Origin of the sequence: Sandarakinorhabdus sp. (genome assembly GCF_040398645.1) — a bacterium.
In the GTDB taxonomy this organism is placed as follows: Bacteria; Pseudomonadota; Alphaproteobacteria; order Sphingomonadales; family Sphingomonadaceae; genus Sandarakinorhabdus.
The window spans coordinates 7,282-10,064 of sequence record NZ_JBBATR010000016.1 but is presented as its reverse complement, the minus strand read 5'-3'; the positions used below and the strand labels follow the sequence as shown (position 1 = coordinate 10,064).

The 2,783-nt window shown below is 65.9% G+C and carries 3 protein-coding genes; all 3 read left to right on the top strand.

The features are described 5' to 3' along the window. Positions 1 to 406 (top strand): ATP-grasp domain-containing protein (locus tag ABWP50_RS05450; protein ID WP_353216980.1); only part of this gene is annotated, 406 nt, incomplete at its 5' end. Continuing rightward, entirely contained in the window at positions 399 to 1,607 is a 1,209-nt protein-coding gene (locus tag ABWP50_RS05445; RefSeq protein ID WP_353216979.1) for a trypsin-like peptidase domain-containing protein, read from the top strand. The genes ABWP50_RS05450 and ABWP50_RS05445, both read left to right, overlap by 8 nt. Before the next feature lie 68 nt (positions 1,608 to 1,675). Next, positions 1,676 to 2,783 (top strand): phosphoribosyltransferase domain-containing protein (locus tag ABWP50_RS05440; protein ID WP_353216978.1); only part of this gene is annotated, 1,108 nt, incomplete at its 3' end.

Sequence of the window (2,783 nt, the reverse complement as noted above, 5' to 3'; positions counted from 1 at the left end):
ATATCTGCCCGGCACGGAATGGAGCGTGGATTGCCTGTGCGACCATGGCCGCATCGTCGCTGGCTTTGTGCGCGCCAAAAGCGCCAATTCACAAGTGATCAGCCATGATGAGGCGCTGATGGCGCTGGCGGCGGCTGTCGCAGCGCAGTTCAACCTGTCCAACGTCGTCAATATCCAGTTCAAATCGGCAACGCCCGGCACCGGCAGCCCGCATGTGCTGGAAATCAACCCGCGCATGAGCGGCGGCTGCGCGGCCGGCGCACTGGCCGGAGTCAATCTGCCGTTGCTGCAACTGCTGCACGCCGCGGGCCAGCAACTGCCCATGCAGCGCGCCGAGACGGTGATGGTGACCAGCACATCGGCAATGATCAGGATCGCACCCGATCCGGCAGCAGGCGATGCTTGATCTGCCGCAAGGCCAGCGCATCGATATCGCTGGCGGGCAACAACATTTGCGCTTTGTCGGCCAGGATGCGCGGCTGTTTGGCGAGGTCGGCGCGTTTCTGCTGCCGTTCACGGCGGCGGGCCAGATCAGCGCCGATTGGCCAGCGGCCTTTTTGGGCCACGGCGCGCCGCCGCCCGCTGGCATCGGCTTTGATGGCCCGCACGCCATCAGCCTCGATCTGGCGCAGGTGCCCGGCCACATCGACCGGGTTCTGGCCGTGCTCTATGTGCTGGGCGGCCCGAGCAGAGGCTTTGGCCTCGATCATGTCGGACGCATCGAAACCATCATCAATGGCACGCAGCGCTGCGTGATCGATATGCAGGGCCGGCGCGAAACCGCCCTGATCGCAGTGGAATATTATCGGCGCGGCGCCGGCTGGCGGCTGGCGGCGACCGGCCAGGGCTTTACCACCGGCATCCCCGGCCTGCGCCGCGCCTATTGCATCACGCTGGACGTGCCATTTGGCGAAACGCCGGCGCCCGGCAGTGACGGCAGCCAGGGAAACAATCACCGGGGCAATCCGCTGCCATCGGGCGCCATTTCGACCGGATCAGGCTTTGCCGTTGGCGCGCGCCTGATCATGACCAATTATCATGTGATCGAAGATGCCCGGGAGATTGGCGTGGCCGGCGAAGCCCGCGGCCCCGGCGGCGAAGTGACGACACCGGCGCAGGTGGTGGCCGCCGATCCGATCAACGATATCGCCCTGCTGGCGCTCAATCATGATGCGCTGCGCATTGCGCCGTTCTGGGCGGATCATGATGTGGAATTGGGCGAGGATGTCATTGTGGCCGGCTTTCCGCTGCAGGGCCTGCTCGGCACCGGGCCGCAGATTTCCGGCGGCAATATCTCGGCGTTGACCGGGGTGCGCGGCGATGCCGCCAGCTTGCAATTCACCTCCCCGATCGGGTCGGGCAGCAGCGGCGGGCCGATGCTGAACAGTGCCGGCCATGTGGTTGGCCTGGTGCGCGGCGTGCTGCGCGGCGATGGCCACGACAATATCGCCCAGAACATCAATTTCGGCATCAAGGCCAGCCTGCTGCGCAGCTTTTTGCACGCGGCCGGCACCGCGCCGACGCTCGGGCGCGGCCCCGCCATGACACGCGCAGAAATCGCGCGGCAAGCACGCGATTTCCTCTACCGAATTACCGTAACCCATTGATCCTGCTGCGACCGTGACAGCAAGCGCACTGTCATCGTAATTTCGTAAACCGCAGCCTATAAGGCCCTATGACCACAACTGCCGGGCCACTGCCCAGCCGCATCGATAGCCCGAATGGTGAGCAGCCTGCGCCAGACGCAAGCGGCGTGCATCGTTGCGCCCTGGCCGCCGGCACCGTCACTGTACAGGTGCTGGAATCAGGCGCGCCAGACCCAAATCCGCTCAGAATCGATGATTTGTGCAGCTTTGCCGCCCGCAACAATCCCCGGCGCGGCTTTCTGGTGGTGTCCAAAGTGCTGGGCCGGCATTTGCCCACCACGCCAGCCGCAATCCGCGATAGCGCTCGCCGCCTGATCGATGCCCTGCTGCGCCGCCACAGCGCCGCCGGCATATCTGATCTGCCGGGGCCGGTTGTATTTTTCGGCATGGCCGAAACCGCCGTCTGCCTGGCGCACAGCTGCTACGCTGATTATGCGGCGCGCACTGGCCGGCAGGATCTGCTGTTCATCCATTCGACCCGGCAGTGGCCCAGCGCCACCGGCCAAGCCATTATTGCCGAATTTGCCGAACCGCACAGCCACGCCGCAGCACATATGGTCCTCAGCCCGGTCACCGCAGCCGGCCGCACCCTGCTGGCGCAGGCGCGCACGCTGGTGGTGATCGACGATGAAAGCTCGACCGGCACCACATTCGTGAATGCCATCGCCGCCCTGCGGCCTTGCATGCCCCGGCTGGAGCGCGTCGCCACGGCGGTGCTCACCGATTGGTCGGGCGGCCATGACTGGCAGCAGCAATTGCCGCTGCCGCATATTGGTGCCAGCCTGCTGCAAGGCACGCTCCATTGGACGCCGGATCCCGGCTTTGTCAGCCCGGCCAACCCGATCACCCGCACCGGCGCGTTCGGCACGCTGGCGGCCACCGGCAACCATGGCCGCGGCGGCATCCACCCCGGCGATGATCCCTTGTTGGACTCCGGCCGATTTACAGCGGCGGCGCGGGCCATCATCGCCGCGCGCGACCGGCCGCATTATGTCGTGCTCGGCACCGGCGAGTTCACCTATCCGGCGCTGCTGATCGCCGAACAATTGGCGGCGCTGGGCCGCGATGTGCATATCCAGGCGATCACGCGCAGCCCGATCCATATCGGCGGCGCCATCACCAGCAAGCTGGAATTGA